At 61.6% G+C, this 26,985-nt stretch carries 28 protein-coding genes; 8 read left to right on the top strand and 20 right to left on the bottom strand.

Annotated features, from left to right (window positions below):
• Positions 1-7: 7 nt before the first annotated feature.
• Together N436_RS25045 and N436_RS25040 are read left to right on the top strand one after the other, a co-directional pair.
• Positions 8-1,207, top strand: a complete 1,200-nt coding sequence (locus tag N436_RS25045; RefSeq protein ID WP_110742212.1) for a CaiB/BaiF CoA-transferase family protein — start codon at positions 8-10, stop codon at positions 1,205-1,207.
• 21 nt (positions 1,208-1,228) lie between these two features.
• Positions 1,229-2,104, top strand: coding sequence for a TIGR02285 family protein (locus N436_RS25040; RefSeq protein WP_105946853.1), 876 nt, complete (start codon positions 1,229-1,231; stop codon positions 2,102-2,104).
• 138 nt (positions 2,105-2,242) lie between these two features.
• Here N436_RS25040 and N436_RS25035 read toward each other — a convergent pair whose 3' ends face one another.
• The 6 genes from N436_RS25035 to xerD form a co-directional block, all read right to left on the bottom strand.
• Positions 2,243-2,524 (bottom strand): DUF3509 domain-containing protein, encoded by a 282-nt coding sequence (locus N436_RS25035; RefSeq protein WP_110742211.1) that lies wholly within the window; start codon positions 2,522-2,524, stop codon positions 2,243-2,245.
• Between the two features lie 79 nt (positions 2,525-2,603).
• Positions 2,604-3,023 (bottom strand): response regulator, encoded by a 420-nt coding sequence (locus N436_RS25030; RefSeq protein ID WP_110742210.1) that lies wholly within the window; start codon positions 3,021-3,023, stop codon positions 2,604-2,606.
• Positions 3,024-3,153: 130 nt separating this feature from the next.
• A complete protein-coding gene (gene thrC / locus N436_RS25025) occupies positions 3,154-4,563 on the bottom strand; it encodes a threonine synthase (protein ID WP_010952565.1) in 1,410 nt (469 codons plus the stop codon).
• A gap of 55 nt (positions 4,564-4,618) precedes the next feature.
• Complete coding sequence (locus N436_RS25020; RefSeq protein ID WP_016712995.1) at positions 4,619-5,923, bottom strand: homoserine dehydrogenase; 1,305 nt, start codon at positions 5,921-5,923, stop codon at positions 4,619-4,621.
• Positions 5,924-6,006: 83 nt separating this feature from the next.
• Positions 6,007-6,750, bottom strand: a complete 744-nt coding sequence (locus N436_RS25015; protein ID WP_012270764.1) for a thioredoxin fold domain-containing protein — start codon at positions 6,748-6,750, stop codon at positions 6,007-6,009.
• Positions 6,751-6,903: 153 nt separating this feature from the next.
• Positions 6,904-7,800, bottom strand: coding sequence for a site-specific tyrosine recombinase XerD (xerD, locus tag N436_RS25010; protein ID WP_110742209.1), 897 nt, complete (start codon positions 7,798-7,800; stop codon positions 6,904-6,906).
• Between the two features lie 68 nt (positions 7,801-7,868).
• On the opposite strand from xerD, the gene N436_RS25005 reads away from it, so the two are divergent.
• A complete protein-coding gene (locus N436_RS25005; protein WP_110742208.1) occupies positions 7,869-9,674 on the top strand; it encodes a sodium:proton antiporter in 1,806 nt (601 codons plus the stop codon).
• A 3-nt stretch (positions 9,675-9,677) separates the two neighbouring features.
• On the opposite strand, the gene N436_RS25000 is transcribed toward N436_RS25005, so the two are convergent.
• The 6 genes from N436_RS25000 to ffh form a co-directional block, all read right to left on the bottom strand.
• A complete protein-coding gene (locus N436_RS25000) occupies positions 9,678-10,085 on the bottom strand; it encodes an acyl-CoA thioesterase (protein WP_016501229.1) in 408 nt (135 codons plus the stop codon).
• A gap of 95 nt (positions 10,086-10,180) precedes the next feature.
• On the bottom strand, positions 10,181-10,531 hold the full coding sequence (gene rplS, locus N436_RS24995) for a 50S ribosomal protein L19 (protein WP_003252148.1): 351 nt from the start codon (positions 10,529-10,531) through the stop codon (positions 10,181-10,183).
• A gap of 42 nt (positions 10,532-10,573) precedes the next feature.
• Positions 10,574-11,326, bottom strand: a complete 753-nt coding sequence (trmD, locus tag N436_RS24990) for a tRNA (guanosine(37)-N1)-methyltransferase TrmD (RefSeq protein WP_087502637.1) — start codon at positions 11,324-11,326, stop codon at positions 10,574-10,576.
• A gap of 3 nt (positions 11,327-11,329) precedes the next feature.
• Positions 11,330-11,866, bottom strand: coding sequence for a ribosome maturation factor RimM (gene rimM / locus N436_RS24985; RefSeq protein ID WP_060497393.1), 537 nt, complete (start codon positions 11,864-11,866; stop codon positions 11,330-11,332).
• 5 nt (positions 11,867-11,871) lie between these two features.
• Positions 11,872-12,123: a 30S ribosomal protein S16 gene (rpsP, locus tag N436_RS24980; RefSeq protein ID WP_008094480.1), complete on the bottom strand. Its 252-nt coding sequence runs from the start codon at positions 12,121-12,123 to the stop codon at positions 11,872-11,874.
• A 247-nt stretch (positions 12,124-12,370) separates the two neighbouring features.
• Positions 12,371-13,747, bottom strand: coding sequence for a signal recognition particle protein (gene ffh, locus N436_RS24975; RefSeq protein WP_012270758.1), 1,377 nt, complete (start codon positions 13,745-13,747; stop codon positions 12,371-12,373).
• Between the two features lie 313 nt (positions 13,748-14,060).
• Between ffh and N436_RS24970 the strand changes: the two genes are divergently transcribed.
• The 3 genes from N436_RS24970 (at position 14,061) to N436_RS24960 (ending at position 17,662) form a co-directional block, all read left to right on the top strand.
• Entirely contained in the window at positions 14,061-14,870 is an 810-nt protein-coding gene (locus N436_RS24970; protein ID WP_110742207.1) for an inner membrane protein YpjD, read from the top strand.
• Positions 14,871-14,879: 9 nt separating this feature from the next.
• Positions 14,880-16,085 (top strand): transporter associated domain-containing protein, encoded by a 1,206-nt coding sequence (locus N436_RS24965; RefSeq protein WP_110742206.1) that lies wholly within the window; start codon positions 14,880-14,882, stop codon positions 16,083-16,085.
• A 275-nt stretch (positions 16,086-16,360) separates the two neighbouring features.
• On the top strand, positions 16,361-17,662 hold the full coding sequence (locus N436_RS24960; protein WP_105946860.1) for an MFS transporter: 1,302 nt from the start codon (positions 16,361-16,363) through the stop codon (positions 17,660-17,662).
• A gap of 39 nt (positions 17,663-17,701) precedes the next feature.
• Here the strand turns inward: N436_RS24960 and purT are convergent, their stop codons facing one another.
• From purT to N436_RS24935, 5 genes are all read right to left on the bottom strand, one after another.
• Positions 17,702-18,883 carry a formate-dependent phosphoribosylglycinamide formyltransferase gene (gene purT, locus N436_RS24955; protein ID WP_110742205.1) on the bottom strand — a complete coding sequence of 394 codons (1,182 nt, stop codon included), beginning with the start codon at positions 18,881-18,883 and terminating at the stop codon, positions 17,702-17,704.
• A gap of 76 nt (positions 18,884-18,959) precedes the next feature.
• Positions 18,960-19,427, bottom strand: a complete 468-nt coding sequence (locus N436_RS24950) for a VUT family protein (RefSeq protein ID WP_060497399.1) — start codon at positions 19,425-19,427, stop codon at positions 18,960-18,962.
• Between the two features lie 98 nt (positions 19,428-19,525).
• Complete coding sequence (locus N436_RS24945) at positions 19,526-19,723, bottom strand: DUF1289 domain-containing protein (RefSeq protein WP_110742204.1); 198 nt, start codon at positions 19,721-19,723, stop codon at positions 19,526-19,528.
• On the bottom strand, positions 19,713-20,237 hold the full coding sequence (locus N436_RS24940; RefSeq protein WP_105946863.1) for a gamma carbonic anhydrase family protein: 525 nt from the start codon (positions 20,235-20,237) through the stop codon (positions 19,713-19,715). Before N436_RS24940 ends, N436_RS24945 begins: the two co-directional genes overlap by 11 nt.
• Positions 20,238-20,281: 44 nt before the next feature.
• Complete coding sequence (locus tag N436_RS24935) at positions 20,282-20,881, bottom strand: CoA pyrophosphatase (protein ID WP_105946864.1); 600 nt, start codon at positions 20,879-20,881, stop codon at positions 20,282-20,284.
• Positions 20,882-21,004: 123 nt separating this feature from the next.
• Here N436_RS24935 and N436_RS24930 point away from each other — a divergent pair, with 123 nt between their 5' ends.
• Entirely contained in the window at positions 21,005-21,562 is a 558-nt protein-coding gene (locus N436_RS24930; RefSeq protein WP_105946865.1) for an NUDIX hydrolase, read from the top strand.
• 25 nt (positions 21,563-21,587) lie between these two features.
• On the top strand, positions 21,588-22,142 hold the full coding sequence (locus N436_RS24925) for a murein L,D-transpeptidase family protein (RefSeq protein ID WP_105946866.1): 555 nt from the start codon (positions 21,588-21,590) through the stop codon (positions 22,140-22,142).
• A gap of 34 nt (positions 22,143-22,176) precedes the next feature.
• On the opposite strand, the gene N436_RS24920 is transcribed toward N436_RS24925, so the two are convergent.
• From N436_RS24920 to N436_RS24910, 3 genes are read right to left on the bottom strand one after another with little or no spacing between them, the layout of a single operon-like run.
• Positions 22,177-23,283 (bottom strand): type VI immunity family protein, encoded by a 1,107-nt coding sequence (locus N436_RS24920; RefSeq protein WP_105946867.1) that lies wholly within the window; start codon positions 23,281-23,283, stop codon positions 22,177-22,179.
• On the bottom strand, positions 23,276-24,586 hold the full coding sequence (locus N436_RS24915) for a VRR-NUC domain-containing protein (protein WP_146232454.1): 1,311 nt from the start codon (positions 24,584-24,586) through the stop codon (positions 23,276-23,278). Before N436_RS24915 ends, N436_RS24920 begins: the two co-directional genes overlap by 8 nt.
• Positions 24,587-24,604: 18 nt before the next feature.
• Positions 24,605-26,971, bottom strand: a complete 2,367-nt coding sequence (locus tag N436_RS24910; protein WP_256589677.1) for a type VI secretion system Vgr family protein — start codon at positions 26,969-26,971, stop codon at positions 24,605-24,607.
• Between the last annotated feature and the right edge of the window lie 14 nt (positions 26,972-26,985).

Here is a 26,985-nt window from a genome sequence, read left to right as displayed (position 1 = left end):
ATGCCCCATGTCGACGCCCAGCAAACCCCTCGCCGGCCTTAAAGTTGTGGAACTCGGCACGCTGATTGCCGGGCCGTTCGCCTCGCGCATCTGTGCCGAATTCGGTGCCGAAGTGATCAAGGTCGAGTCTCCGGATGGGGGCGACCCGCTGCGCAAGTGGCGCAAGCTGTATGAGGGCACTTCGCTGTGGTGGTTCGTGCAGGCGCGCAACAAGCAGTCGCTCACGCTTAACCTCAAGCACCCCGAAGGCCGCGAGGTGCTGAAAAAGCTGCTGGCCGACGCCGACATTCTGATCGAAAACTTCCGCCCGGGCGTGCTCGAAAAGCTCGGCCTGGGCTGGGATGTGCTGCATGCCCTTAACCCGCGCCTGGTCATGGTACGCCTGTCGGGCTTTGGCCAGACCGGGCCGATGAAAGACCAGCCCGGCTTCGGCGCGGTGGGCGAGTCGATGGGTGGCCTGCGCTACATTACCGGCTTCGACGACCGCCCGCCGGTGCGCACGGGCATTTCCATCGGTGACTCGATTGCTGCCCTGTGGGGGGTGATTGGCGCGTTAATGGCGCTGCGCCACCGTGAGGTCAATGGCGGCCAGGGCCAGGTTGTGGACGTGGCGCTGTATGAAGCGATCTTCGCCATGATGGAAAGCATGGTGCCGGAATTCGATGTGTTCGGGTTTATCCGCGAGCGCACCGGCAACATCATGCCGGGCATCACACCCTCCTCCATCCATACCAGCGCCGACGGCAAGCATGTGCAAATTGGCGCCAACGGCGATGCCATCTTCAAACGTTTCATGCTGGCGATTGGCCGCACCGACCTGGCGGATGACCCTACCCTGGCCACCAATGATGGCCGCGACCTGCGCCGTGACGAACTCTACGGGGTGATTGACCGCTGGGCCAACAGCCTGCCGCTGGACCAACTGATGCAGGTGCTGACCACGGCAGAGGTACCTGCCAGCCGCATCTACTCGGCCGAGGACATGTTCAACGACCCGCAATACCTGGCGCGAGAGATGTTCCTGCAGGCCAGGTTGCCGGATGGCAAGCCGTTCCGCATGCCGGGCATCGTGCCCAAGCTGTCGGATACACCTGGCTCCACCGAGTGGGTCGGCCCGGCGCTGGGCGAACACACCGAGGCACTGCTCACCCGCCTGGGCTATGACGCAGCGGCCATTGCCGGCCTGCGCCAGGCCGGCGCGGTCTGACGCCTGCCGCTGCCCTTGCCGATGCGCGCTGCCTGCTGGCTACGCCACCTGATCCTGCTGTGCGGGCTGCTGCCCGCATTGCTCATGCAACCTGCCAGCGCCAAGGAGCGCATCTTCTGGCTGGTGCGCGACCTGCCACCCTTCACCATTTTCGAAGGCCCGGAAAAAGGCCAAGGGGTGATCGACCAGCTATTGCCGCTGCTGACCAGGCAGATGCCCGAGTACGACCACACCATCGTGCGGGTCAACCGTGCACGCGGCATCCAGATGCTGCAAGACCGCAACACATTCACCTGCGACCCGACCCTGCTATGGACCCCGGACCGGGCCAGATATGCGCTTTTTTCCATGCCAACGCTGGGTGTGCTCAGCGGTGGCCTGGTGCTGCGCAAGGAAAACCAGGCACTGGTGGCGCCCTACCTCGACAGCCAGGAAGTGGACCTGCATGGCCTGCTGAGCAACGCTCCGGTGAAACTGGGCATTGTTGCCGAACGTAGCTATGGCACGCAGATCGACGCCATTCTGCAGCAGCTACCTGATACTGCGCTTAGCCGGCACTATGGCAACGACGCCACAGCTAACCTGCTGCAAATGCAAAAACTGGGGCGCCTACGCTTGGTGCTCGGCTACTGGCATGAAGTTCGTTACTTGCTTCAGCAGCAAGGCGGCTCACTGGCCGACTATCAGTTTCATCCTGTCCAGGGGGTGGAGCGCTATCAGTTTCTCCATGTCGCCTGCTCTGACAATCCGTCGGGCCGCAAAGCGGTAGCGCATATCAACCAGCTATTGCCTGCTTTGCGCCGGGACGTGCTGCCTGGCTTGTATGCGCACTGGCTGGACCCGTCGTTGCAGGAAGACTACCTGGAAGACAGCAAACGCTTCTTCGAAGCCCCTTGATCACCTGAAAAAAGAAACCCCGGACGCTGGGGAAGACGCCCGGGGCCAAGCGAAAGTCCTTGGGGACTTCCCGTGACAGCCTTGCCAGCGCCGGAGCAAAGCACTGGCTGGCTGCCCCTACAATGTCTGATAAACCACTCAGGCAAAGGTTCCCTGCGGTTGTTGACGCTGCTGCAATGCCGCGATCACGCAGGGCTGCAAGCGCCCTTCGGCGATCTGCAGGTCACGGTGCAGGCCATCCACCAGATCGATCAACAGGCGTTGCTCCTGTAACTGGCGCTCGCTGACCGTGCGCCGCAGGGTGATGCCGGCGAGGCGGTCTTGAACGGTCAGTTGGCGATTGCCATTGGCATCGGTGATGCCGAGGTGGGTCTGATAGGGGGTCAGGGCGTCGTTGAGCAGGCTGCAGATTCTTTCCATCCGGATCACTCGCTGCGTGGTGGGATCTAAAGGAACTGACCAGCAGGCGCCGCAGAAAGTTCGTCAAACCGCGCCCGCTTCAGTGAGCATGCGGGGCTGAGATGACAGTTTGAATACGCTGCCTCGGGCGGGCCTGCAGTGTTTGCAGGGCATGCTGCAGGCGCGGCATCGACAGCGGCCAGGGCAGCTCGGCGAGCACCCACAGCCCTCGGCTTCTGGCTGCCTGGGCAAGGTTATGGCGCTTTGGGGTGGGCTGACCGACGAACAACAGCGCACGCGCCCGGTGCTGCTGGGCGAGCAAGGCGAGGCCAGCCTGGGTTGGCATGGCGTGGTCAAGGATCAATAAATCAGGGCGACGCTCAGCGCCGAGGCAGGCGTTGAGGTGAGTGGTGTTTGCGCTGATGCGCACGTCGAACACGCCCTGGGCATTGAGGGCCTGATGCAAAAGGATCTGGTGGGACGGGCGAGCCTGGTGAATCAACACGTAGGTGTGGTGCATGAGCCGCTCCTGGTGAGAGGACCGGCCAATCTAGGCTATGCCTTGGCGTGCCTGAATAAGGGATTTCTGAAGCGTTCGAGGAAAAATCCGAGCTTCTGGGGCCGCGCTGCAGCCCCAGAAAGAAACACGATTACAGCGGTTTGCCGCGGTTGCCGTGCTGGCTGACAAAGCCCTGAACAGCTTTCAGGTCATTGGCCAGTACCGTGCAACGCTCTTCACGGCTGAACAGGTCGCTGAGGTGTGCTGGCAGCTCCAGCGCCTTGCCAACACCTGCCTTCTCCACCGCTTCCGGGAACTTGACCGGGTGGGCGGTACCCAGCACCACCATCGGCGTGTCCAGGCTGCGACGGCACTCGCGCGCGGCTTTGACACCGATTGCGGTATGCGGGTCGAGCACTTCACCCGTGGCGGCGAACACCTCGGCAATGGTCTCGCAGGTTTGCTCGTCGCTGACGGCCAGCGAGTCGAACAGCTTGCGCGCTTCGGTCCAGCGGTCTTGCTCGACGCTGAAACCACCGCCCTGCTTGAAGTTGGCCATCAGTTCGGCGATGGCGCCACCGTTGCGGCCGTGCAGGTCGAACAGCAGGCGTTCGAAGTTGGACGAAACCATGATGTCCATCGACGGCGACAGGGTCGCGTGCAGGGTTTCCTTCACATACTGGTTGCCGCTCATGAAGCGGTGCAGGATGTCGTTGCGGTTGGTGGCGACGATCAGCTGGCTGACCGGCAGGCCCATGTTGCGCGCCAGGTAACCGGCGAAGATGTCGCCAAAGTTGCCGGTAGGTACCGAGAACGCGACCGAACGCGCCGGGCCACCCAACTGCAGGGCTGCATGGAAGTAGTAGACGATCTGGGCCATGATCCGCGCCCAGTTGATCGAGTTGACCGCTACCAGGCGGGTCCCCTTGAGGAACGACTGGTCAGCGAAGCTGGCCTTGACCATTTCCTGGCAGTCGTCGAAGTTGCCTTCGATGGCGATGTTGTGGATGTTGTCGCCGAAGATGGTGGTCATCTGGCGGCGCTGCACTTCCGACACGCGCTGGTGCGGGTGCAGGATGAAGATGTCGACGTTGTCGCAACGGCGGCAGCCTTCGATGGCGGCGGAACCGGTGTCACCGCTGGTGGCGCCGATGATCACCACGCGCTCGTTGCGCTTGGCCAGCACGTGGTCGAGCAGGCGGCCGAGCAGCTGCAGGGCGAAGTCCTTGAACGCCAGGGTCGGGCCGTGGAACAGCTCCAGCACCCACTCGTTGCTGTTCAGCTGACGCAGCGGGGCGACTGCGGCGTGGGCGAACTCGCCGTAGGTTTCTTCAAGGATTTTCTTGAAATCGGCGTCGGCGATGCTGCCTTCGACGAACGGACGCATCACACGGAAGGCCAGTTCGTGGTACGGCAGGCCGGCCCACGAGGCGATTTCTTCCTGGGTGAAGCGTGGCAGGTTCTCGGGTACATACAGGCCGCCGTCACTGGCCAGGCCAGCCAGCAGCACGTCTTCGAAATTCAGGGCCGGTGCCTGGCCGCGGGTACTGATATAGCGCATGGGTGCAAACCTTCGATGCTAAGGCCCGGGCCGCGCGGGCGGCCCGAGAACAAAATTAATTGAGCTGTTCGACGCGGATGCGCACGACCTTGCCGACCACGTCCTGCAGGGCTTCCAGGGCGACGATGGCATCGTTGATACGCTGCTCGACCACGCCGTGGGTCAGCAGGATCATCGGCACCAGGCCGTCCTGCTCTTCGGCTTCCTTCTGCATGATCGACTCGATGTTGATGCCACGCTCCGACAGGATGCTGGCCACCTGGGCCAGTACGCCCGGGTGATCCTTGGCCTGGATGCGCAGGTAGTAGGCGCTCTCGCAGGCTTCGATCGGCAGGATCGGGTGGGCCGACAGCGCGTCTGGCTGGAAGGCCAGGTGCGGCACGCGGTTTTCCGGGTCGGAGGTCATGGCACGCACCACATCCACCAGGTCACCGACCACCGACGAAGCGGTAGGCTCCATGCCGGCGCCCGCGCCGTAGTACAGGGTGGAACCGGCGGCGTCACCGTTGACCATCACGGCGTTCATCACGCCGTTGACGTTGGCGATCAGGCGGTCAGCCGGGATCAGCGTGGGGTGTACGCGCAGCTCGATGCCTTCGGCAGTGCGACGCGCCACACCCAGGTGTTTGATGCGGTAGCCCAGGGCCTCGGCATAGTTCACGTCAGCAGTGGTCAGCTGGGTGATGCCTTCGGTGTAGGCCTTGTCGAACTGCAGCGGGATGCCGAAGGCGATGGACGCCAGAATGGTCAGCTTGTGCGCGGCGTCGATGCCCTCGACGTCGAAGGTCGGGTCGGCTTCGGCGTAACCCAGCGCCTGGGCTTCGGCCAGCACGTCCGGGAAGGCACGGCCCTTCTCGCGCATTTCGGTGAGGATGAAGTTGCCGGTGCCGTTGATGATACCGGCCAGCCAGTTGATGCGGTTGGCCGACAGGCCCTCGCGGATGGCCTTGATCACCGGGATGCCGCCAGCCACGGCCGCTTCGAAGGCGACGATGACGCCCTTCTCGCGGGCCTTGGCGAAGATTTCGTTGCCGTGCACGGCAATCAGCGCCTTGTTGGCGGTGACCACGTGCTTGCCGTTTTCAATGGCCTTGAGTACCAGGTCGCGGGCGATGGTGTAGCCACCGATCAGCTCGATGACAATGTCGATCTCCGGGTTGCTCGCAACTTCGAACACGTCAGCGGTAATGGGGGTACCGGTAATCTGGCAGTTCGGGTTCTGCGAGCGCATGGCGATCTGTGCCACTTCAATACCGCGCCCGGCACGGCGGGCAATCTCCTCGGCGTTGCGCTGAAGTACATTGAAGGTTCCGCCACCGACGGTCCCCAACCCACAGATGCCTACTTTGACCGGTTTCACTGTGAACTCCCCATTGAACGGCCGGCACGTTTGCCGACCGTGAAACATGCCGTCACCCCATGACGACGGCGTACTGAATTGGATTACTTGGCCAGTGCCAGCTTGGCGACCTGCGGTGCCGGCTGGTAGCCCGGAATGACCTGGCCGCTTTCAAGCACGATGGCCGGCGTGCCGTTGACGCCGATCGACTGGCCCAGCTGGAACTGCTTGCTGACCGGGTTGGTGCACTTGGCAGCCTTGATTTCTTCGCCTTCGACCATCTTGTCCATCGCCCCACGGCGGTCGCTGGAGCACCACACCGCCTGCAACTGCTGGTCACCCGGCGAGCCGAGGCCCTGACGCGGGAAGGCGACGTAACGCACTTCGATACCGCGACGGTTCAGCTCGGGCACTTCGGCGTGCAGCTTGTGGCAGTACGGGCAGGTGGTGTCGGTGAATACGGTAATGTGCGACTTGGTCTCACCCTTGGCAGGATAAACCACCATCTCGGCGGCTGGAATGCCGTTGATGAGCTTGGCGATGCCTTGGCGCTCGGTTTTTTCGGTGAGGTTGACCGGCTTGCCGTCCTGGATCTGGAACAGGTAGCCCTGCATCACAAACTGGCCGTCGGCGCTGGCGTACAGCACGCGGCCGCCCTGCAGCTTCACTTCATAAAGGCCGTTGAGCGGGCTGCTGGCCACGCTTTCCACGGGCACTTCCAGCTCAAGGTTCTGCAACGATTTACGGATGGCCTGCTCGGCACCGGCATTGCTATCGGTTGCCGCAGCTACGGCAAACGTACTGGCCAGCGCCAACGCGGCGGCGGCGAAAAACTGGGTCACGCGCATGGGAACTCCTGAAGGCGGACAGGGGCCGGAGGGCGCCACCTGCGGAAAATACGCGGTGGCCGTGCGGCCCTTGGTGCAAACCGCCCAAGCCTACCACATCACACCGCCGGTGAAGGGCCTTGCAAGGACCAGTCGGCGGAACATGAAAAACATTCATCCACGCGGGTGGTGCTGAGCGTGCAACTGCTGCAGGCGGGCCTTGGCGACGTGGGTGTAGATCTGCGTGGTGGACAGGTCGCTGTGGCCAAGCAGCATCTGCACCACGCGCAGGTCGGCGCCATGGTTGAGCAGGTGGGTGGCGAAGGCGTGGCGCAGGGTATGCGGCGACAGCGGCTTGTCGATGCCGGCAACCCGGGCGTGATGCTTGATGCGGTGCCAGAAGGTCTGCCGGGTCATCTGCTCACCACGCAGGCTAGGGAACAGCACGTCGCTGGGGCGGCCATTGAGCAGTTCGGCGCGACCGTCACGTTGATAGCGCTCCAGCCACACGACCGCTTCTTCCCCCATCGGCACCAGGCGTTCCTTGCCGCCCTTGCCCATCACACGCAGTACACCCTGGCGCAGATTGACCTGATCGAGGGTCAGGCTGACCAGTTCGGTGACGCGCAGGCCGCAGGCATACAGCACTTCAAGCATGGCGCGGTCGCGCTGGCCAATGGCTTCGCCCAGGTCCGGGGCTTGCAGCAAGGCCTCGACGTCAGCTTCGGAGAGCGACTTGGGCAGCGGCTTGCCCAGCTGCGGCATCTCGACCTGCAGGGTCGGGTCGATGGCCACCAGCTTTTCCCGCAGCAGGTAGCGGAAGAAGCCGCGCAGGCCGGAAAGGAAGCGTGCCGTGGAGCGTGGCTTGTAGCCCTGGTCGAGGCGCCAGGCCAGGTGGTCGAGGATCAGGTCACGGCCGGCATCAGGCAAGGAAACCGAGTGCGCCTGCAGCCAGCCGTTGAACAGGGCCAGGTCGCTGCGGTAGGACACGCGGGTGTTGTCGGACAGGCCTTTTTCGAGCCACAGGGCGTCAAGAAACTGGTCGATCAGGGGATGGTCGAGGGCGGACATGAAAACTCGGTGGCAAACGGCGGATTGATGCTTAGTCTTTCATAACAGCGCAGGCATAGGGAGCCCACATGAGCGAAGAGCAGATACTACTTAGCGTCGGCGGCATCGGCGCCGCTGCACTGGCCTGCCAGTGGCTGGCCTGGCGCCTGAAGCTACCGGCGATTCTGTTTCTGCTGCTGACCGGGATCATTGCCGGCCCGGCATTGGGCTGGCTCGACCCCGAGGCGTTGTTCGGCCCGCTGCTGATGCCGCTGGTGTCGCTGGCAGTGGCGCTGATCCTGTTCGAGGGCAGCCTCACCCTGCACCTGTCGCAGTGGCGCGAAATCGGCAGCGTGGTGCATCGCCTGGTCACCGTGGGCGCGCTGGTCACCTGGCTGGTCATCGCCCTGGCGACCCACTGGCTGCTGGGGTTCGACTGGCCGCTGGCGATTCTGTTCGGCACCTTGACCCTTGTGACTGGCCCCACTGTGATCGTGCCGATGCTGCGCGTGGTACGGCCAAAGTCGACCATCGCCAACATCCTGCGCTGGGAAGGGATCATGATCGACCCCATCGGTGCGCTGCTGGCCGTGGTGGTGTACAGCTTCATCATCGCCAGTGCAGACGGCAATGGCCTGTTCCAGAGCCTCACCACCTTCGCGGGGGTTATTTTCTGCGGTAGCGCCCTGGGTGCGGCCGGGGGTTGGCTGCTGGGGCAGATCATGCGCGAGCAATGGCTGCCGGAATACCTGCACAACCTCGCATCACTGGCGGCGGTGCTGGGTATTTTCATCGCCGCCAACCAGATCGTGCACGAGTCCGGGTTACTGGCAGTGACCGTGATGGGCATGTGGCTGGCCAACATGCGCGGGGTGGATGTGCGGCAGATCCTGCACTTCAAGGAGAACCTCAGCGTACTGCTGATTTCCGGCCTGTTCATCCTGCTGGCTGCGCGCCTTGACCTGCATGCCCTGCTGGGCCTCGGCCCGGCGGTACTGGCGTTGTTGCTGGTGATCCAGCTGTTGGCACGCCCGCTGAACGTGTGGCTGGCCACTCTGGGCTCGCCGCTCAGTTGGCGGGAACGGGCACTGCTGGCCTGGATTGCGCCACGCGGCATCGTTGCCGCCGCCGTTTCAGCGATTTTCGCCATCCGCCTGCATCAGGCCGGACACCCGGACGCCTTGCTGCTGGTGCCGCTGACCTTCGCCGTGATCATCGGCACGGTGGTACTGCAAAGCGCCACGGCCAGGCCGCTGGCACGCCTGCTCAAGGTCGCCGAACCGGCGCCCAGTGGTTTTCTGGTAGTCGGTGCCAACGAGCCGGCCCGGGCCATCGCCAAAGCCCTGCAGCAATTGGGCTGTCGGGTTTTGCTGACAGACTCCAGCTGGGAAAACATTCGCGCCGCGCGCATGGACGGGCTACCGACCTACTTTGGCAACCCCGCCTCGCAGCATGCCGACGCGCACCTGGACCTGGTCGGCCTCGGGCACTTGCTGGGGCTGTCTCCCGCTGGCGAAATCAACGCCCTGGCCTGCGCAAGGTTCCGCCATGACTTCGGTAACGGCCGGCTGTTCGTGCTGGCCAGCGGCCTGGAGAAGCAACGCAGTGACAAGCACCGAGCTGCCGAAGAGCATCGGGGGCATCTACTGGGGGCCAGCCCAATGACCTATCTGCAACTGGCCAACCGGCTGCATCAGGGCGCCGAACTGTACAGCACCAACCTGACCGAAGGCTTTGGCTGGGATGCCTACCAGGCACTGCATGGCGAGCGTGCGCACGTGCTGTTCGCGCGCGACGGGCATGGCTGGGTACATGTAGCCAGCCCCGACAACCCGCTACAGCCGCAACCGGGATGGACCCTGGTGGCGCTGATCGAGCCAGCCCCGGAGCCCTGACACTCAGGCGCCCGGGAGCACCGGCACCGGGCGCTTGTCCTCGTCAATGGCGACAAAGCTGAACACGCCGTGAATGGCCCGTTCGCGGCCGTCCAGGTACATGTTCTCGACAAACACGTCCACCTGCACCTGCAAGCTGGTATTACCCACCTTGATCACCGAGCCCACCAGTTCGACGATCGAGCCCGCCGGAATCGGGTGCTTGAAGTCGATGCGATCGGTGGACACGGTCACCAGCGGCAGGCGGCAAAAGCGCGTGGCGGCGATGAACGACACTTCGTCCATCCAGGCCAGGGCGGTGCCGCCGAACAGGGTGTTGTGGTGGTTGGTGGTGTTGGGGAACACCGCCTTGGTCACGCGAGTCACCGACAGCTCGGTACGGCGCTGGATTTCCTGGTCTCGGGTAGTCATGGCATTCACATCTTTGAAAGGTTCAAAACGCAAAAAAGCAGCCCGAAGGCTGCTTTTTTCTCGCTAGGCGGCCTCGGCCACCGGGCAAACTGCACTCAGGACAGTTTTTCCTTGATGCGAGCGGCTTTGCCGGACAGGTCGCGCAGGTAGTACAGCTTGGCTTTACGCACGTCACCACGACGTTTCACGGCCAGGCTGTCGATTTGCGGGCTGTAGGTCTGGAAGGTACGCTCTACGCCAACGCCGCTGGAGATCTTACGCACGGTGAAGGCGCTGTTCAGACCGCGGTTACGCTTGGCGATAACAACGCCTTCGAACGCCTGCAGACGGGAACGCTCACCTTCCTTCACTTTAACCTGAACGACAACGGTGTCGCCTGGTGCGAAGGTCGGGATTTCCTTGCTCATCTGCTCGGCTTCGAGCTGCTGGATGATCTTGTTGGTCATGCTGTGCTCCTAAGATGGATACGCGATCCACCATCGATACGTTTAACTATCGTCCCGCTCGCGGAGGTATTCCTCGAGCAGCTTCTTCTCTTCTCCAGAAAGCGAGCGACTTTCCAGAAGATCGGCGCGTCGTTCGAAGGTCCTACCAAGGGACTGCTTCATCCTCCAACGCCGGATATGTGCATGGTTGCCACTTAGCAACACGTCGGGAACACGCTGATCCGCATACACCTCAGGTCGGGTGTAGTGCGGGCAATCCAGCAGACCGTCGGTGAAGGAATCTTCTTCCGCCGAGTCCACATGCCCTAAAGCTCCGGGCAGCAGCCGTGTAACCGCATCGATCAGTACCATGGCCGGCAGCTCGCCACCGGAAAGCACATAGTCGCCAATCGACCACTCCTCATCGACATGAGCCTCGATAAAGCGCTCGTCGATGCCTTCATAACGACCGGCGATCAGGATCAACGATTCCTGTTCGGCCAGGCCTTTGACCGCCTGCTGAGTCAGCTTGCGGCCTTGTGGCGAAAGGTAGATCACCTTTGCCGTTGCTCCGGTCGCTTGCCTGGCGCTAACCAGGGCGTCTTCCAGAGGCTTGATTTTCATCACCATGCCCGGACCACCGCCAAACGGCCGATCATCTACCGTGTGGTGACGATCTGTGGTGTAGTCCCGCGGGTTCCAGCAAGTCACCTGAAGCAACCCCTGTTTCACCGCGCGGCTGGTAATGCCGTACTCCGTGATGGCCGAGAACATCTCGGGGAACAACGTGATGACGTCTACGCGAAGGTTACCCATCGTTTAGAAGTCCGCGTCCCATTCAACCCGCATCACGCCTGCTTCCAGGTCGATGTTGAGCACGCATTGCGCCGTATAGGGCAACAGACGCTCGCGATCATCCAGGCTGCCTGCGCAGGGCTTGACCACCATTACATCGTTCGCACCGGTCTCCAACAGGTGATCGACCTTGCCGAACAGCTGTTCGTCCTGGTTGATGACCTTCAGGCCTTCCAACTGGTACCAGTAGTACTCGTCGGCAGCCAGGTTGGGCAAAAGGCTCCGCGAAATGCAGATTTCATAACCGCTCAGAAGACGGGCTTCATCGCGATCGTCGAGGCCTTTCAGCTTCACGACCAGGCCCTTTTGGGAGCCACGACCGTTGACCAGCTCGACCTGCTTTACCTTGCCTTCGTGCCGAAGCGTCCAGCGCGGATAATCCAACAGGTTTTCAATCGGATCGGTAAAGGAATACACCTTCACCTCGCCGCGAACGCCGTGAACCGAAAAAATCTTGCCGACGACGATGAGGTCATCAGCCTTTTCTGGCGTCGCGTTCATACTGTTCAGGCAGCGGCCTTGGCAGCGTCCTTCAGCAGCTGAGCAACGCGCTCAGACGGCTGTGCGCCCTGGCTCAGCCAGTAGGTGACGCGCTCTTGGTTGACCGACAGCTTGACTTCGGCGCCCGATGCGATCGGGTTGAAGAAGCCAACGCGCTCAACGAAACGGCCGTCACGGGCGTTACGCGAGTTGGTCACGGTCAGGTGGTAGAATGGGCGCTTTTTCGAGCCGCCACGGGCCAGACGAATGGTTACCATGTGAACATCGTTCCTATAGTCGGTGTTGCAGTTTGTACTGCAAATCTGAATGCCAAATAGGCACACGGGTGCCCAAAAGGCCGCATATTCTCGGGGAATACACGGACATTTGCAAATGACTTTTTCGGCAAGGCCCTGCCCCACCGTCCAGATTTGCCGGTTGCGCCGCGAAATCCGCGGCCGTTGCCCCGCCAAGGCGGGGGTTCTGGGCGCCTGCCCGATAAACGGCAGGCCCCCGGAATAGATGTTACAGCTTCGGCATCCCGCCGCCAGGCAGCATACCGCCCAGGCCGCGCATCATCTTGGCCATGCCGCCTTTGGCAGAGAATTTCTTCATCATCTTCTGCATCTGCTTGTGCTGTTTGATCAGCCGGCCGATGTCCTGCACCTGGGTACCGGAACCCAGGGCGATACGGCGCTTGCGCGAACCGCTGATCAGGTCAGGGTCGCGGCGCTCGGCCGGGGTCATGGAGTTGATGATCGCTTCCATCTGCTTGAACTGCTTCTCGGCGGCGCCTTGTGCGTTACCCATCTGCGACAGGTTGACCCCACCGATGCTCGGCAGCTTGTCCATCAGGCCGCCCAGGCCGCCCATGTTCTTCATTTGTTGCAGCTGGTCACGGAAGTCTTCGAGGTCGAAGCCTTTGCCTTTCTTCAGCTTCTTGGCCAGCTTGTCGGCCTTGGCCTTGTCGATGGTCTGCTCGGCCTGCTCGATCAGGCTGAGCACGTCGCCCATGCCGAGGATGCGCGAGGCGACGCGGTCGGGGTGGAACGGCTCGAGGGCCTCGGTCTTCTCACCCATACCAATGAACTTGATCGGCTTGCCGGTAATGGCACGCACCGACAGCGCAGCACCGCCACGGGCATCACCGTCGACCTTGGTCAGCACCACGCCGGTCAGCGGCAGCGCCTCGCCAAACGCCTTGGCGGTGTTGGCGGCATCCTGGCCGGTCATGGCGTCGACCACGAACAGGGTCTCGATGGGCTTGACCGCAGCGTGCAGTGCCTTGATCTCGTCCATCATGTCGGCGTCGATGTGCAGACGGCCGGCGGTGTCGACGATGACCACGTCGATGAACTTCAGCTTGGCTTCGCGGATGGCCGCTTCGGCAATGGCCACCGGCTTCTGGCTGATGTCGGACGGGAAGAAGGTGACGCCGATGTCGTTGGCCAGGGTTTCCAGCTGCTTGATCGCTGCCGGGCGGTAAACGTCGGCGGACACCACCATCACGCTCTTTTTCTTGCGCTCTTTAAGGAAGCGCGCCAGCTTGCCGGCGGTGGTGGTCTTACCGGCGCCCTGCAGGCCGGCCATCAGCACGACGGCTGGCGGGGCGGCGTTCAGCGCGAGGTCTTCGTTGGCCGCGCCCATCAGGCTTTCCAGCTCGGCCTGGACGATCTTCACGAATGCCTGGCCCGGGGTGAGGCTGCGCGACACTTCGGTGCCGACCGCACGCTCCTTGACGCTGTTGACGAAATCCTTGACCACCGGCAGGGCAACGTCGGCCTCAAGCAGGGCCATGCGCACTTCGCGCAGCGTGTCCTTGATGTTGTCTTCGGTCAGCTTGGCCTTGCCGGTGACATGGCGCAGCGTCTGTGACAGGCGGTCGGTCAGGTTTTCGAACATGGTGATCCTTTCAGGCCCAGTAAAAGCCGAGGTTTGTCAGGCGCCCTGGGGGAAATACACACCCGCCGGGCACAGCAAGGCGGCGATTATAGCGAAGTGCGGCGGCGGCGCACACCTTGGGAGATGGTCGGTGGCAATACTGACCTCTTCGCGGGCTCGCCCGCTCCCACAGGATCTTCACCACTTTCGGAGCCCGTGCAGGACCTGTCGGAGCGGGCGTGCCCGCGAATGCCCTGACACAAGCCTTCAGTCTTCCTTGATCAGCGGAATCTATGCCACACTCCGTCTCTTTAAGGCTCGCCAACCAGGACTTATGGTCTCCTCACCCAGCCTCATCCCCAACCTGATCGCCGCCGGCCTCTATATAGCAGCGGCCATCTACCAGGGCACGCACCTCGCCCAGGGCCGCAAGGCCGACAAGCGTCTGCTTGGCCTGCTGGGTGCCTTCGCGGTGCTGGCCCAGGCCGGTGCACTGTTCTTCCAGCTGATCACCCCGCTGGGCCTGAGCCTGGACTTCTTCAGTGCCGCCAGCCTGATCGCCGTAGCCGTCATTGCCCTGACCCTGCTGGCCTGCCTGCGCATCCCGGTGGAAAACCTGCTGGTGCTGCTGTTCCCGCTGGGTGCGGTAACCGCGCTGCTGGCCCAGTTCGCACCACCCGGCACGGTGCCGCTGATCAACGAAGAACCCGGCATCCTCGCGCACATCCTGCTGTCGATCCTGGCCTACGGGCTGTTCACCATTGCAGTATTCCAGTCACTGCTGTTGCTGCTGCAGGACCGCCAGCTGAAGAACAAGCACCCGTCCGGGCTGATCCGCAACTTCCCGCCCCTGCAAACCATGGAAAGCCTGCTGTTCGGCTTCCTCTGGGCCGGCTGGTGCCTGTTGTCGCTGTCGCTGATCTCTGGCTGGCTGTTCCTCGACAACCTGTTCGCCCAGCACCTGGTGCACAAGACCTTGCTGGCCTGTGTCGCCTGGGTGGTGTTCAGCGTACTGCTGTGGGGCCGCACCCGCCTCGGCTGGCGCGGCCACAAGGCTATCCGCTGGACGCTGGCCGGTTTCTGCCTGCTGATGCTGGCCTACTTCGGCAGCAAGCTGGTTCGCGAATTCATCCTGCATATCTGACGGCCGCCCATGGACACCCTGCCGTACGCACCGCTATTCGGCACCCTCGCACTGGCCCTGTTGTGGTCAGCGCTGTTCACTGCCGTGGATGCCGCCCGCCTGCAGCTCAATGGCTCGCTGCGCACCCACGAAGACGGCACGCTCGCCCTGCCGGCCCAGGCTCTGGTGCTGTGCGCCAGCCTTGGCAAGCTGCTGGTGCTTGGCCTGGCCTGCCTGCTGGGCCAGCGTCATAGCGGCGAGCACGGCTTCTGGCTGGCGGGGTTGGCCGCCACCTTCACCTTGCTGGTATTTGCCGAGTACCTGCCACGGCGCCTGGCCCGGCGCAACCCGCAGGCGTTCGTCAGCCTTGGTGCCAGCCTGCTGAAAGTGCCCCTCGCCCTGCTGCAGCCGCTGGCCTGCCTGCTGGACGGCTTCGCCAAACTGCTGCTGCGCCCGTTCCGCGTGCAACCAACCGCAGTGGCCCTGCACCCGCAGGAAGCCGATGATTTCGACGAAGACGAAGAACACGAAACACCTCGCCACGGGCTGCTCGACGGCCTGCAATCGCTGGACAAGATCACCGTCAATGACATCCTGGTGCCGCGCAATGAAGTGGACGGCATCAACCTCGACGAGCCGATCGAGCGCATCATCGAGCAGCTGATCGTCAGCCGCCACACCCGCCTGCCGGTCTACCACAACGACATCAACCAGGTTGAGGCGATCCTCAACACCAAGCTGATCAGCCACCTGCTACCCAAGGCCGAACTGACCCTGGAGGCGCTGCACAGCGCCTGCTACGAACCCTATTTCGTGCCGGAAAGCACGCCGCTGCAAATGCAGCTGCTGAACTTTCACAAGCAACAGCGCCGGCTGGGCGTGGTGGTGGATGAGTACGGCGAGGTGCTGGGCATTGTCACCCTGGAAGACATCCTCGAAGAGATCGTCGGCGAGTTCGAGGACGAGCAAAGCCTGGACAACCCCCATGTACACCCGCAGCCCGATGGCACGTTCGTCATCGATGGCACCGCTTCTCTACGCGAAATCAACCGTACCCTGGGCTGGCACCTGCCCTGCGACGGCGGGCCGAAAACCCTCAACGGGCTGGTGACCGAAGCGCTGGAGAGCATCCCGGAAAGCGCCGTTTGCCTGAAGATCGGCCGCTATCGCCTGGAAATCCTCGAAACAGAGGACAATTGTGCCAGCAAGGTACTGGTGTGGACCGTGACCCGATAGCTATACTCGGGTCACGCTTACCCAGCCCCGCCGTCCCGCCTGCTACCCGCACCCGGCGCTACACGGCCAGTCCGCTCTACTGACACGCCCTGCGGTCCTGCTTCAACACCCCGAACAGAGCCCGCCCCGCCCCTATCCCCCTTGGGCTATCGTCAGTCGGGCGCACACAACAACAAAACGCTCCGGCGTCCGCGCATCTGTGCCTGCCCTTTTGCATTGCACATCGTCGCGGGCAAAGCCCATGGAGCCGGACCAGACTGTTAGGGACCTACTTAATGACAACCAGCAGCACCTATGCCGAAGCGCCTGCCGCGCCGGTCAACTCGCCGGCACGGGTGGCCACTGCCAGCTTTATCGGCACCGCCATCGAGTTCTACGACTTTTACGTTTACGCCACCGCCGCTGCCCTGGTGATCGGCCCGGTGTTCTTCCCGTCGGGGTCGGGCACTGCGCAGATGCTGGCGGCGTTCCTCACCTTTGGTATTGCCTTCCTTGCCCGCCCATTGGGCTCGGCGCTGTTCGGCCACTTTGGCGACCGCATCGGCCGTAAATCAACCTTGGTCGCCTCGCTGCTGCTGATGGGTGTGTCCACCACGGCCATTGGCGTGCTGCCGGGCTATGACAGCATTGGCGTGTGGGCGCCGATCATCCTCTGCCTGCTGCGCTTTGGCCAAGGCCTGGGCCTGGGCGGTGAATGGGGTGGCGCGGCGCTGCTGGCCACCGAGAACGCCCCGGCAGGCAAACGCGCCTGGTTCGGCATGTTCCCGCAACTTGGGCCGTCGATCGGCTTTTTGGCTGCCAACGGCCTGTTCCTGACCCTGGCCCTGGTGCTCAGCGACGAGCAGTTCCGTGAGTGGGGCTGGCGCATTCCGTTCCTGCTCAGCGCCGCGCTGGTGCTGGTGGGGCTCTATGTGCGCCTGAAGCTTGAAGAAAGCCCGGTATTCGCCAAGGCCGTTGCCCGTCACGAGCGGGTGAAAATGCCGGTAGTCGACCTGTTTTCCAAGTACTGGGTGCCAACCCTGCTGGGCGCTGCGGCCATGGTGGTGTGCTACGCGCTGTTCTACATCTCTACAGTGTTCTCGCTGAGCTATGGCGTGACCACACTGGGCTACAGCCGCGAGACGTTCCTTGGTCTGCTGTGCTTCGCGGTGGTGTTCATGGCCTTGGCCACACCGCTGTCGGCCTGGCTCAGCGACCGTTACGGGCGCAAGCCGGTGCTGATCGTCGGTGGCCTGCTGGCGGTGGCTTCGGGCTTTACCATGGAACCGCTGCTGACCTCGGGCTCGACCACCGGTGTGGCGCTGTTCCTGGCCATCGAGCTGTTCCTGATGGGCGTGACCTTTGCGCCGATGGGGGCACTGCTGCCTGAACTGTTCCCGACCCACGTGCGTTATACCGGCGCTTCGGCGGCGTATAACCTGGGCGGGATTGTCGGGGCTTCGGCGGCACCGTTCTTTGCCCAGAAGCTGGTGAGCATGGGTGGGTTGAGCTGGGTGGGGGGTTATGTATCGGCGGCGGCGGTGATCAGCCTGATTGCCGTGTTGTGCCTGAAAGAAACCCGCAATACCGAACTTTGAGAAAGTCGGGGCTGCTTTGCAGCCCCATACGGTCTCAGATCAGAACTCGACCTTGACCGCCTGCGATGCACGGGTCGCCTTGGCCCGCGCCAGCTCGACCGACTCATCACGCGCCAGGCACACGCCCATGCGGCGGGTGCCGTTGATTTCCGGCTTGCCGAACAGGCGAATGGCGGTATCCGGCTCGCTCAACGCTGCGCCCAGGTTGGCGAAGCTGGTCTGCTGCGACTGCCCTTCCGGCAGGATCACCGCCGAGGCCGACGGGCCTAACTGGCGCACCACCGGAATCGGCAGGCCGAGAATGGCACGGGCATGCAGGGCAAACTGCGACAGGTCCTGGGAAATCAGGGTGACCAGACCCGTGTCATGCGGGCGCGGCGACACTTCGCTGAACCACACCTGGTCTCCCTTCACGAACAGCTCAACGCCAAACAGGCCGCGACCACCCAACGCATCGGTGACCGCCTTGGCCACGCGTTGCGATTCGGCCAGCGCTTTCGGGCTCATGGCCTGCGGCTGCCACGATTCCTGATAATCGCCCTTCTCCTGGCGATGACCAACCGGCTCCAGGAACGTGGTACCCCCCACATGGCGCACGGTCAGCAGGGTAATTTCGTATTCGAAGTCGATAAAGCCCTCGACGATCACCCGGCCCTTGCCAGCGCGGCCGCCTTCCTGGGCGTAGTCCCACGCTTTCTGCAAGTCGGCATCGCTGCGCAGCAGGCTCTGGCCCTTGCCCGACGAACTCATTACTGGCTTGACCACGCACGGGTAGCCGACATCGGCCACGCCCTTGGCGAAGTCTTCATAGGTGTCGGCGAAGTGGTAGGGCGAGGTTGGCAGCTCCAGCTCTTCGGCGGCGAGGCGACGAATGCCTTCGCGGTTCATGGTGAGCTGGGTGGCACGGGCAGTCGGCACCACGTTGAAGCCTTCGTTCTCCAGCTCGACCAGGGTGGCGGTGGCGATGGCTTCGATTTCCGGAACGATGTAGTGCGGTTTTTCGGCTTCGATCACGGCCCGCAGGGCCACGCCATCGAGCATGTTGACCACGTGGCTGCGGTGCGCCACCTGCATGGCCGGGGCATTGGCGTAGCGGTCGACGGCGATCACTTCGACGCCCAGGCGCTGCAGCTCGATCACCACTTCCTTGCCCAGCTCGCCACAGCCGCACAGCAGTACACGGGTCGCGGTGGGCGACAAGGGGGTTCCGATACGGGTCATTTCAGGTCCTCGAAGGCATCCGGGGCCGCACCAGGCTTGGCACCGCCCGCTGAAAAAGGACCGCTATTCTACACCATCAACCGGCAACGGCGGCCCGCCGGGCGCGAAATGCCATGGCCAGCCACACGGCGGTGACACCGGCAAACTTCGAGGCCATGGCGGTGCCGACTATCGCAGGCGTCAGGGCGCCGATCATGCCGAAGAAGATGAAGGTATCCACCGGAATGCTCAGCGCCGAACTCAACCACAGGCGGTCACGCAGCGGCCGACGGGTGATGCTGAACACCAGCCAGTCGATCAGCTCGGAAATGAAGAACGCGGTGGCACTGGCCAAGGCGATGGCCGGCTCCGAGGTGACGTAGGACAGCACCAGGGCCACCAGCATGGCCACCAGGGCGCCGTGGCCGAAGCGGGTCTGCACCATGTCGCGCAGGATGAACACCAGGCCGCCCCAGGCGGACCAGATGATGTCCAGGTGCGGGGCGCTGGAGAAGGCGTAGTTGATCAGCACTACGCTGCTGATGTAGGCAATCAGATAGAACATGGCGAGTCGTCTGTGGGCAAGCCCTACAGATTACCGCTGGCTTCTTCGCGGGTAAACCCGCGAACACCGGCAAGGCCGGTGCCACACAACGCGTTGCATCAGAGAATCAGCCCGGCCTCTACTGCCCTTTCATGGCAAAGCTTGAGCACCGCCCGGCGCTCGTCATTGTCCATCCGCCCCCAGCGGCCAATCTCCGCCACGGTACGCTGGCACCCGGTGCAGATATCCTGCTCGTCGAGCGCACAAATGCTCACGCACGGCGAGGCTACCGGCCGCTCTCCAACATCACTCATCATCAACCACCAGTTCCTGCGCATAACGCCGGGCATTATGCACATAGTGCGCGGCGCTGGCTTCGAGCATGCGCTTCTGCTGCTCGGTCAACTCACGTACCACCTTGCCCGGCGAGCCCATCACCAGCGACCCATCGGGGATTTCCTTGCCCTCGGCGATCAGTGCATTGGCGCCGATGATGCAGTGCTTGCCGATACGCGCGCCGTTGAGGATCACCGCATTGATACCGACCAGGCTGTAGTCGTCCACCGTGCAGCCATGCAGCATGGCATTGTGGCCAACGGTCACGCCCTTGCCCAAGGTCAGCGGCGAGCCCATGTCGGTGTGCATCACCGTGCCATCCTGCACGTTGCTGCCCTCGCCAATGTCGATCAGCTCGTTATCCCCGCGCAGTACCGCGCCAAACCATACGCTGGCATCGGCCTGCAGGCGCACGTTGCCAATCAGTGTGGCGTTGGGTGCAGCCCAACTGGTGGGGTGGCTCTCGACCCGCAGGTCGCCCAGGCGGTATTTCATGCTTGCTCCTCAGGCTGGAACGCAGACGGCGGGGTTGGCCCCGCTCAGTTTTCGATGTAACGCTCAGGGGGCTGGTGCAGGCTGATGCCGGCATCGAACAACACGTTGACCAGTTCCACGATCATGATCGCCGACAACCCCCAGATCTTGTATTCGCCATAGCGGTAGCTGGGCACATACCAGCTGCGCCCCTGGTAATCGATACGGTGGGTATGGTCGCGTGGGTCCTGGCGGAAGAATTCCAGCGGCACGGTGAATACTGCCGCGATTTCGGCGTCGTTGGCGCGGTATTCGACGAAGTCGGGAATAACCCCGACGAATGGCGTCACTTTAAGGCCATGCAGCGAAATCAGCGGGCTGAGCGGGCCGATCACTTCCACCAGCCCCGGCGGCAGGCCGATTTCTTCTTCGGCTTCACGGAGCGCGGTGAACACCAGGTCCGGGTCTTCCGGGTCGCGGCGGCCACCGGGAAAGGCCACTTCTCCACCATGTGTGGACAGGCCCTTGGCGCGCAAGGTAAGGACCAGTTCGGGCGCTTCGCTGCGGGTAATGGGCAAAAGAACCGCCGCTTCAGGGAACCGCCGGTCGGTTTCCAATGATGCGGGTTGGTGGTTGCTCATTCGGCGAAGTAGCTCGTCCAGCATTGCGCACACTCGTATCCAAGGCCTGCCTTGCATGATGCACCAAAGCCGCGAAGCACCCAAGCCCCTGCGCTTGCGGCGGCCTTGCCGACACGCCAAGATAGCCCCAGGCAAAAGGACCTACACATGAAATTCTGCAGCGCGTGCGGCCAGCCAGTCATACAGCGGATCCCCGAAGGCGACAGCCGCCTGCGGTATGTCTGCGAGTCTTGCCAGACCATCCACTACCAGAACCCCAACATCGTTGCTGGCGTGTTGCCCACCTGGGGCAGCCAGGTGCTGCTGTGCCGGCGCGCCATCGAGCCACGCCGGGGTTACTGGACCTTGCCCGCCGGCTTCATGGAGAACGGCGAAACCCTCGACCAGGCCGCCCGTCGCGAAACGGTCGAGGAAGCCTGCGCCCGGGTCGGGTCGATGAGCCTGTACCAACTGTTCGATTTGCCGCACATCAACCAGGTGCATGTGTTCTTCCGCGCCGAGCTGGCGGACCTTGCCTTTGATGTGGGTGTCGAAAGCCTTGAGGTGCGCTTGTTCGAAGAACATGAGATACCGTGGGGCGAGCTGGCTTTCCGCACCGTCACGCGCACACTAGAATGCTACTATCGCGACCGCATCGGGCAGCACTACCCCATTGGCCATGAGTACCTGCCGCCGATGAACGTCTCGACCACGACCTCTACATAGAAAAAGCCTTCAGGGATACCGTTACATGCGTTGGTTGCTTGCCCTTTTCTGCCTTTGCGTTACCTCGGTGTCCCAGGCGGCCTTCACCGAGACCATCATCCGCAAGCCCGTACCGGCAGCGCAAACGCCTTCGCCTTCGCAGCAGGCCATGCAACCGCTGATCGACAAGGTGCTGGTGATCAAGTCCGAGCGCCGCCTGCAGCTGATCAGCCGTGGCGAGCCGCTGAAAACCTACCGCATTTCCCTGGGCAAGCAGCCCAAGGGCGCCAAAGAGCGCGAAGGCGACAAGAAAACCCCCGAAGGCCTGTACTGGCTGGACTGGCGCAAGCAAAGCGACCGCTTCAACCTGGCCATGCACATCAATTACCCGAACATCAGCGACGCCGCCCGTGCCACACGCGAAGGGGTGAGTGCCGGCAGCATGATCATGATCCACGGCACGCCGATCAACGACGAATACCCGGAATGGTACTTCCACACCCTGGACTGGACCGATGGCTGCATTGCCATGCGTAACCGTGACATGCAGGAAGTGTGGGACCTGGTGCGGGATGGGACGTTGATCGAGATTCGGCCTTGAGGCCAAAAACAGCTTTTTCAGACAAAGGCGCTTGCTAACTGCCTGGCAGCTTAGTGTTTGAAGTTGCCAGAAAGTCATCAAGAGTGCGCTTGCGATTGGCCACTTGCTCTCTTTCGGCTGCGGAAACATACCGATAGCGCAGAGGCGTTGTGGGCAGCGCTTTCCCCGGAGGCAGATCAAACCTTCTGAGCCAGGCATTGCTGATGAGCTGGGTCATGCGCGTTTCTCCCGCGATGGAACCGTAATGCAGCGCGCCTATATCTTCCACTCGCAGGCTTTTGATCAGCTCATTGACCCTGACATAGTGTTCAGGTTTTTCATTAAAGCCAACCTTCCAGAGTGCAGGCCAGTCCCCGGCACGCAGCAAAGTGCCTTTAGGCAAATACTGAACGCCTATCCTGATGTCATCCAACTTCGCCAATAACGCGTCCTGAGTACCCAGCTTGCTCATCCAGGCGCTGTTGATGTAGGTGTACCAATTCAGGTTGCTATAGCCTGACCGCCAACTTGGGTTGCCCCGAGGCCGTGCGAGATCCAGGCCTTGGTAGGTCATAGCCACTTCATATTCAACGTGTTGGAAATCCTCCCACTGATAAGTATGTTGCACCCCCAGGCCCGCAGCGGCATGCAGGGGTTCAAGCGCGCAGCACATTTCATGCAGCAACGCTTCAAATCGTTCCTTTCTGCCTTGCAGAATCTCCTCCACAGGCAAATAGAAACGGAGGGTAGTAAAGGTGCCATGAACTTCCTCCATCCAACCGGCAGGCGAATAGCCGTCGATCATGTAATCCGGCACGTTGCCATAGCCCTCTACAGACGCCCAGCGAAAAGCCAGCGGCTCGGCGAATCCGTCACCTGCCAAGTAAGCCAGCGTTGCTTTCACGCTGGCTGGGGAGTAGTCATGCGCCAGCATGTCCTCCGCGCCCCTGTATCCCCACTTCAGTTTGTCACCGTGGTGACGACAGAATATTTCCACGGCATCAACGATGCGCTGCCGCCCTTCGGGTGTGTAGGATTTAGTTATCTGAAAGGATGCAACCAGACCCACATTGATGACTACAGACTCCCCATCCAGCTCATCGTAATAGATGAAGTCATTACGATGGGAAGCGAACGCTTTGTTGAACTCATCTTCACTCATTGATATTCACCGAAGCATTTTCCCAAATGACATAATTCTGTGCAGAAGCGGGCATCTGATACACGTTCCAGTCAATCGCAGGGTACTTCTGCGGCTGCGTAACCTCATCGGGTGGATCGGCGAAAGCAGGTGCAGACACAGCTGCTGAAGCGGGTAGAACCTTTCTCGCAACTGCTTCTATAACAGCGCGATAGGGAACGCTTTGACCTGCACTTTTCGCTACAACTGTTCCTGTAGCCACGACTCTGGCTGGTACCACAACGTTGGCAGCAGCGCCTGCCGCTGCAGCAACAAAAGGAGCGGCTAAAACCATTTCAAGGCCAGCAATCGCTCGGCGATTCTGGGCCTCAACCAGCCTGGGGTCGGGTGCGGCCTCCCATTGCGGGCCTTCAACGTGCGGTAACTGGCCGCCCAGAAGCCGACGCGCTTTTTCATGTTCTTCATCAATGCGCCCAACCAGCAGTTTGTTTTTTTCGATGCTCATTCGAGAAGCCAGGCTGGTCACTTGCTGAACAGGCTTGTACACCGGGTCTTTCTCGCTGCCTTTTACCCACTCACGCCACTGCTCCCTGTCTGCACAGTCACAAGTCTCGGTATACAGCACGCGCAGGCCAGCAGGCCCTGCAATGATTTCGTAAGCTTCCTGCTGAGCAGGAGACAACACGTCACCCGGGAATTTCATTTCAATGACAGACTTTAAATTCGCCTGGCTGTACTGAGCTTCACCAGGGTTGTCATAAACCTTCAAACGCAGCACATCGGGAATTCGCAAAAGCCCCTTGACCTTGCCACCCTTAAGGATCCTCACAATTCGTGGGTCAACCTCAACTTTCTTGCCGTCCTCCTCCAAGGTCCACGACAGGGCACTTTCCAACTCCACCTTGTCAAGCAAATCAACTTCCACCAACAATGCCGACACACCGTCCAGAAGCCGGTTCTTCATCAAACTGTATTTTGATAGCGGAAATGTACTTGGCCGAAAAGGTTCATCCTTGCTCATGACCGGGCTTGGCGGCCTGTGGCTCATATTGAATCCGACTTCCCCGCAATAGGGAAAACGGTAGGCAAAATTCTCATTATCAAGGCGAACCCAGGTTGAAACGCGACGCTGATACATGGCACGTTCGCCATCACTCCGAATATAAGGAAAGCGCCGTGCATAGCGGGCTTTCTCGCACAGGTACCACAGGTCTGGCGGGTCGGTGACGGGGACGATTACACCAACAGCAGTGGGTTTTGCAGTGGTCAACGCCCGGCCGTTTCTAGGGCGGCCTGCCATCTTCCTTTCATTCCGTTCTTCCATCTCTACACTCACCTTGATTCAGCGCTTGAAATCGATTTCCAGCCCCTCTACATCGTCATCCCAATAACTGGCTTGCAACGTTAGCGAATTAGACGTATTAGATAATGGAGAAACCTCAAACACTTCATTGAAGCTCGAGTTGAAAGTTAGCGTTCTTCCTGACTCATCCGTCATCGCTCGAAATATTTTCCCGTTAGCCCGTTTGACTTCATAGGGGTGACCGGCCATAGGTAGCCCGGTATCGGGACTAATAAATCGGAAAAATTCCTGAAGAGGCCCAGACGGTGATACACCTTCTCCTACCCAGTGAGCGTTACCGACAGGCTGTGCTTGAACATTGACCCTGCCTTTCAGGTTGATTGCCGTTGCCTCTATCGTTACGCCATTTTCATCAATCAGAATCCGCCCCGTTGGCCCTACCAACGACAGCCGTTGGCCTGCACGCACGGTTATTTCGGTTGAGCGCGACTCGATGGACTCTTCAACGGTCAACTTAAAGCGCCCTGCTACCTCATGGGTTGAATTACCCTCGGTCGAACACACATGATGCCCAACCGTCTTTTCATGACGATCGCCGCCCACATGGCTGGTTGAGTGCTGCCTGGTGATCGTTTCCTGATTACGCCCGGTCACCTGGATACGGTCCTGGGTAATTTCTATTCGCTGGTCGCGCCCAACGACCGTGAGCTCGTCATTCTTCACCTGTTTCGAGCGGTCATGCCCGACTTCAACACGCTCGTCATTCCCCACCCATTCGCAACGGTCATGCCCAACGCGGGTTGTTTCATCATGCTTGACCACATTGTTCTGGTCCTTTTCGGCATGAATGAAAACCTCTTGTTTACCCAGCTCATCCTCGAAACGCAGTTCATTGAAGCCATCGCCCTTGTGGGTCTGGCTCTTGATGGTCATGCGGGTCTTGTGGTCGGGTAGGTCATAGGGCGGCAACTGGTTGCCGCAATAGGTACGCCCGGTAATCATCGGCTGGTCCGGGTCGCCGTTGACGTACTGGATGATCACGTCCTGGCCGATGCGCGGGATGGCCATCGAGCCCCAGCTACCGCCGGCCCAACCTTGGGACACTCGCACCCAGCAAGAACTGTACTCGTTATCCTGGCTCTCACGGTCCCAAGGGAAACTTACTTTGACCCGACCCCACTCATCGCAATAGATCTCTTCACCGGGCGGGCCGACCACGGTGGCCATGTGCGGCCCATCGACCCGAGGCTGCTTCAGCGGGGCGGGGCGCCACTCGGTTCTGCCGGGCACGAGTTGTGCGGTTTGCACGTACCGCGTGCCTTGGTCGGCACCGGCGGCTTCTTCTTGCAGGCTGGTGAACTGGCTGCCTTCATGGGTGACGGTGTTGACCCGCCAATGCGCGTTGAGGTCGTCGCGCGGGTGACCTGCCAGGGTGAAACTGAGCCCCGGCTGCAAGCGCACATCGTCACCTTGTACCTCGGCGATTCGCACATCATGGCGCAGGGCGGTAATGCGATTTTCGGTGAATGGCTTACCTGCCACGTCACGTTTGTAGCGGCCTGGGTAATCGAAGCGTTCGTACTCGCCAGACTGGTGTTCCAGGAAGGGGCCAGACGCTCTGTGCTCCTGGCGGTAGGCCGGGTTGGTGAAGGTGTAGTCACGCTGTACCTGGCGCGCGGTGCGTACCTGCTCGCTGTAGTGCAAGCGGCGCAGGCAGGGGATTGGCTGGTCGCCCCCACTGTCGGACTGGTACAGCACGGTGTCAGGGGTTAAAGGGGTGTCGCCTTGGTCGAAGCCCTCGTCTTCATCCTCAGCCTTGATGGCCCCATGGCTGATAAGCCCCAATGATTGCAGCCGGTCGGTAATGATCAGCTTGTGCAGCTTTTCACTGTGTGCGAAGCGATAGACGAAGCCTTCCTCTGCCGCCAACCGTGCGATGAACGCAAGGTCTGTTTCACCCGCCTGCACACAGAACTCGCGGACCTGATGATCCTTGCTGGCACGCAGTTCGTACTGGGTGATGCCCTGGCGCTTGAGCATCAGCTCAAGTATTTGCGGGACGGATTTCTGCTGAAAAATACGCCAGTTCGAGCGCAGGTTGGCGCGGGCCAGCAGCGGCTCGACCACGGCACGATAACGCGTGCGGCAAAACCCCGTTTCACCTTGGGTGAAGGTACTCACCAGCCCATGCACATGGCGCAGCGGGCCCTCGCGACCCCAGATGGTAAAAAGCGCAGGCTTGTCCAGGACGTGGCCGAAATCAACGGTGTCTTCATAGCTGACCAGTTCCAGGCTCAACTGGAAGGGAGTGCTGACAGCTTCGTCCAGGGTGAAGGAGACCACCTCGAACCCGACCTTGCTGGCAAGGGGCTGAAAACTGAAGCTCAAGTCCGACTGCCTGTACATTGCCTTTTCTTCCC

The organism is Pseudomonas sp. RV120224-01b, assembly GCF_003208145.1.
Classification (GTDB): domain Bacteria; phylum Pseudomonadota; class Gammaproteobacteria; order Pseudomonadales; family Pseudomonadaceae; genus Aquipseudomonas; species Aquipseudomonas monteilii.
This window is presented reverse-complemented; position numbering and strand designations above follow the sequence as displayed.

Coding starts and splice junctions, on each gene's coding strand:
- N436_RS24960 (WP_105946860.1), top strand. CDS start 16,361: ATGACAACCAGCAGCACCTATGCCGAAGCGCCTGCCGCGCCGGTCAAC.
- thrC (WP_010952565.1), bottom strand. CDS start 4,563: ATGCGCTATATCAGTACCCGCGGCCAGGCACCGGCCCTGAATTTCGAA.
- N436_RS24965 (WP_110742206.1), top strand. CDS start 14,880: ATGGACACCCTGCCGTACGCACCGCTATTCGGCACCCTCGCACTGGCC.
- N436_RS25005 (WP_110742208.1), top strand. CDS start 7,869: ATGAGCGAAGAGCAGATACTACTTAGCGTCGGCGGCATCGGCGCCGCT.
- N436_RS24970 (WP_110742207.1), top strand. CDS start 14,061: ATGGTCTCCTCACCCAGCCTCATCCCCAACCTGATCGCCGCCGGCCTC.
- trmD (WP_087502637.1), bottom strand. CDS start 11,326: ATGGGTAACCTTCGCGTAGACGTCATCACGTTGTTCCCCGAGATGTTC.
- N436_RS24940 (WP_105946863.1), bottom strand. CDS start 20,237: ATGAAATACCGCCTGGGCGACCTGCGGGTCGAGAGCCACCCCACCAGT.
- N436_RS24915 (WP_146232454.1), bottom strand. CDS start 24,586: ATGGAAGAACGGAATGAAAGGAAGATGGCAGGCCGCCCTAGAAACGGC.
- N436_RS24935 (WP_105946864.1), bottom strand. CDS start 20,881: ATGCTGGACGAGCTACTTCGCCGAATGAGCAACCACCAACCCGCATCA.
- N436_RS24930 (WP_105946865.1), top strand. CDS start 21,005: ATGAAATTCTGCAGCGCGTGCGGCCAGCCAGTCATACAGCGGATCCCC.
- N436_RS25000 (WP_016501229.1), bottom strand. CDS start 10,085: ATGACTACCCGAGACCAGGAAATCCAGCGCCGTACCGAGCTGTCGGTG.
- N436_RS25045 (WP_110742212.1), top strand. CDS start 8: ATGTCGACGCCCAGCAAACCCCTCGCCGGCCTTAAAGTTGTGGAACTC.
- ffh (WP_012270758.1), bottom strand. CDS start 13,747: ATGTTCGAAAACCTGACCGACCGCCTGTCACAGACGCTGCGCCATGTC.
- rplS (WP_003252148.1), bottom strand. CDS start 10,531: ATGACCAACAAGATCATCCAGCAGCTCGAAGCCGAGCAGATGAGCAAG.
- N436_RS24910 (WP_256589677.1), bottom strand. CDS start 26,971: ATGTACAGGCAGTCGGACTTGAGCTTCAGTTTTCAGCCCCTTGCCAGC.
- N436_RS25030 (WP_110742210.1), bottom strand. CDS start 3,023: ATGCACCACACCTACGTGTTGATTCACCAGGCTCGCCCGTCCCACCAG.
- N436_RS24945 (WP_110742204.1), bottom strand. CDS start 19,723: ATGATGAGTGATGTTGGAGAGCGGCCGGTAGCCTCGCCGTGCGTGAGC.
- N436_RS24950 (WP_060497399.1), bottom strand. CDS start 19,427: ATGTTCTATCTGATTGCCTACATCAGCAGCGTAGTGCTGATCAACTAC.
- N436_RS25035 (WP_110742211.1), bottom strand. CDS start 2,524: ATGGAAAGAATCTGCAGCCTGCTCAACGACGCCCTGACCCCCTATCAG.
- rpsP (WP_008094480.1), bottom strand. CDS start 12,123: ATGGTAACCATTCGTCTGGCCCGTGGCGGCTCGAAAAAGCGCCCATTC.
- N436_RS24920 (WP_105946867.1), bottom strand. CDS start 23,283: ATGAGTGAAGATGAGTTCAACAAAGCGTTCGCTTCCCATCGTAATGAC.
- N436_RS25015 (WP_012270764.1), bottom strand. CDS start 6,750: ATGCGCGTGACCCAGTTTTTCGCCGCCGCCGCGTTGGCGCTGGCCAGT.
- N436_RS25040 (WP_105946853.1), top strand. CDS start 1,229: ATGCGCGCTGCCTGCTGGCTACGCCACCTGATCCTGCTGTGCGGGCTG.
- rimM (WP_060497393.1), bottom strand. CDS start 11,866: ATGAACGCGACGCCAGAAAAGGCTGATGACCTCATCGTCGTCGGCAAG.
- N436_RS24925 (WP_105946866.1), top strand. CDS start 21,588: ATGCGTTGGTTGCTTGCCCTTTTCTGCCTTTGCGTTACCTCGGTGTCC.
- xerD (WP_110742209.1), bottom strand. CDS start 7,800: ATGTCCGCCCTCGACCATCCCCTGATCGACCAGTTTCTTGACGCCCTG.
- purT (WP_110742205.1), bottom strand. CDS start 18,883: ATGACCCGTATCGGAACCCCCTTGTCGCCCACCGCGACCCGTGTACTG.